The organism is Streptomyces odonnellii, from assembly GCF_000981895.1.
Lineage (GTDB): Bacteria > Actinomycetota > Actinomycetes > Streptomycetales > Streptomycetaceae > Streptomyces > Streptomyces odonnellii.
The window spans coordinates 1-3,038 of sequence record NZ_LATD01000602.1 but is presented as its reverse complement, the minus strand read 5'-3'; the positions used below and the strand labels follow the sequence as shown (position 1 = coordinate 3,038).

The 3,038-nt window shown below is 70.4% G+C and carries 2 protein-coding genes and 1 pseudogene; all 3 read left to right on the top strand.

Annotated features, from left to right (window positions below; translation table 11 throughout):
* Nucleotides 1–320 (top strand): annotated as a pseudogene (locus WH07_RS35530) (hypothetical protein); the annotation flags it as partial.
* 64 nt (nucleotides 321–384) lie between these two features.
* Nucleotides 385–1,857: a hypothetical protein gene (locus WH07_RS35525; RefSeq protein ID WP_046509344.1), complete on the top strand. Its 1,473-nt coding sequence runs from the start codon at nucleotides 385–387 to the stop codon at nucleotides 1,855–1,857.
* 39 nt (nucleotides 1,858–1,896) lie between these two features.
* A partial coding sequence (gene mycP / locus WH07_RS35520; RefSeq protein ID WP_046509342.1) for a type VII secretion-associated serine protease mycosin occupies nucleotides 1,897–3,038 on the top strand: 1,142 nt, incomplete at its 3' end.

Sequence of the window (3,038 nt, the reverse complement as noted above, 5' to 3'; positions counted from 1 at the left end):
AGGTCGCCCGGGGCGACCTCGGTACGGGATTCAGCGAGGCGGACGAACTGTACGGGGTGTACAAGAAGGTTCACACTGAACTCCAGAACCTTTCCCGGGGACTGGCGGGCCAGATCGAGGCCCTGGGCATCGCCGTCGACGGCTCCCGCAGGGGGTACGAGAACATCGACGACGACATCAGGCGGCGTATGCAGCGCATCAGCCAGAGCGCGCAGGAGGAGTACGACCGCCGCGAGGAGGAACGGCGCGGGGAGCAGGAGCGTGTGGCGGGCGGGGCGCCCGCCGGGGAAAGCGGCACGGACGCCGGCAGCGCATTCTGAGGCCGGCCTGGCCGACACGGGGACTTGGGAATACGGGGGTACGGGGATATGAGGGGCCGAAGCCATGCTTGACAACGGCGGGGGCGGCGGATCGTACGCGGCGACCACCGACTTCGAGGCGCACACGCATCAGCAACTGCGGAACATGATCGAGGCCGCGAACCCTGACACGCTCAAGAGCCACGCCGAGCTGCTGGCCGAGGCGGCTCAGGCGATCGACACCATCGGCCAGGATCTCAAGACGTACATCACTTCGGTGGACTGGCGGGGTGAGGCGGGCGAGGCGTTCGAGGCATGGGGCGACCAGACCTGGAAGGCCACGCTGCTGCTGGCGGACTACACGGACGTCGGCGCCGTGTGGATGGGTGACGCGGCCCAGACGCTCAGGGAGGTCAAGGCCGCGCTTCCGCCGGTGGACGCCTCGGCGCAGGGGAACCTTGACGCGGCCCGGGAGTTCCACAACGACCCCGATTCGCAGATGATCGCGTCGCAGGCGCGGGCCAAGCTCAGAGAGGACCACGCGGAAGCCGTCCAGCAGATGACGAAGCTGGCGCAGTCGTACTCGCTGTCGTCGTCGGTGATAGGGGCGCAGGACCCGCCGGTGTTTCCGCCGCCGCCGCAGGCGTTCGTGCCCGATGCGACCCGTTACGGCTCGTCCGACGCTTCCTGGTCCACGGGGCAGAGCACGGGCGGCGGCGGTGCGTCCGGCGCTTACGTGGGCACGAGTCATCAGGTCTCGTCGGAGTCCCGGAACGTTCCGCCGATGACGGGGCTTCCCACGCAGGTCCAGACGACGTCGCCCTCTGCGGAACGTCCTGTGGCCATGGAGATCGACAGCGTGGCCACGCTGCCCCCGACCCAGGTTCCGCCGACCGGGACTCCGGGCGTGGTTCCTCCGGTGGGCCGTCCCGATGGCGGCATGCCCCCGGTTGGGCTGATTCCGCCCGCGTTCGGCGGCAACCCCGGCTCGCCGCCCGGCGGAGGCCGGGTCGGCGGTGTCCGTCCGCCTTCGCTCTCCGGGCAGTCGCCACTCGCCAGTTCTCCAGGCGGGCGGATGCCACGGGACACCGGCATTGTCGGTGGTCGTCCCGTACCGCCGCAGGCTTCGGGCCGTCCCTCGGGCGGGATCCCGCGCGGCACGGTCGTGGGCGGCGAGGCGATGCACGGCCGTCCGCCGATGGGCGGTGCGACCGGCGGTGGCACGACGGGCGGTGGCGCCGGCGCTTCCGGCGGCACGGCTGCCGGGCGTCGTCTGGCGGGTGAGACCGGCGGCATGGTGGCTGGTCGGCCGCAGCAGCCAGGGACGGCCGTCGGCCGCCCCTTCACCCCTGGCGGCTCGGGCCTGGTCCGTGGCGCGGGGGCGGACGGCGGAGCCCGCTCGGGACAGACGGGACGCCCCGGCGTGACACTGCACTCCCCGCAGCGGCCCGGTCGGCGCCCCGAGGACGAGGACGGACAGCGCCCCGACTACCTGACAGAAGACGAAGAGACCTGGCAGCAGGGCGGTCGCCGCATCGTGCCGCCGGTCATCGACTGAACTCCCGTCCCTGCCCGAATCCGGTGAGAAGGACCGTACATGCGCGCCAGCAGCACCCGAGCCACCCGGTGGAACGTGCTCATATCCGGCTCTCTGGGGCTGCTGCTGGCGGGCGTGGCAGCCACCCCTGCCCACGCCGAGACGGTCAGGTCGAGACAGTGGCATCTCGACGTCATGAAGGCCGAGGAGATGTGGCGGACCAGCACGGGTGAGGGCGTCACCGTCGCGGTCATCGACTCGGGTGTGGATCCGGAGCCCGACCTGGAAGGCCAAGTGCTGCCGGGCAAGGACTTCTCTGTGAAGCCCGGGGACGAGCGCGACGACTTCGGCAATCACGGTACGGGCATGGCGGCGCTGATCGCGGCGACGGGCAAGAGCCATGGCGGGGACGGCGCTTTCGGTCTCGCTCCCGGGGCGAAGATCCTTCCGATCAGGGTGGACCTTAGCGCCGGTAGGCAGGCCGACGAGCAAAAGGCCGAGGCCATTCGGTACGCGGTCGATTCGGCGGCGAAAGTCATCAATATCTCGCTCGGCAGCCCTTACGACGGCGCCGCTGTTCGTGAAGCCGTGAAGTATGCGCTGAGCAAGGGCAAACTCATCTTCGCCGCAGTCGGCAACAGTGGAAATCAAGGCCTTGATGTCGAATTTCCTGCCGCGACACCGGGTGTTGTAGGCGTCGGCGCGGTGGGCAAGGATGCCAAAGCCACCCGCGAATCGCAGCGCGGCCCAGAAGTGGATCTGGTCGCGCCGGGCACCGACATCATCACAGCCTGCGCCGGTGAGACCGGCCTCTGCAACACCAGCGGCACCAGTGACGCCACCGCTCTCGCCTCCGCCTCCGCCGCCCTCATCTGGTCCAAGTACCCGGACTGGACGAACAACCAGGTGCTGCGCGTCATGCTCAACACGGCCGGTGGTCCGACCAGCGGTGCCGAGCGGAACGACTCCGTCGGGTACGGCTTCGTCCGCCCGCGCATAGCCCTCACCAACCCCGGCGACCCCGGCCCCGCCGACGAGTACCCGCTGCCCGACCTCGCGGCCGCCGCTTCCGCGTCGCCGTCCGCCGAGACTTCGAAGGACACGGACGGGAACGTCGACAAGGCTCAGCAGCCCGCCCCCGCCCCGGCTGCCTCCTCCGGCGACGGCGACGGTGGCGACGGTGGCAACACCGGCCTCTGGAT

Excerpts from the sequence above, each read along its gene's own strand:
- WH07_RS35525 (WP_046509344.1), top strand. The coding sequence starts at position 385 with ATGCTTGACAACGGCGGGGGCGGCGGATCGTACGCGGCGACCACCGAC.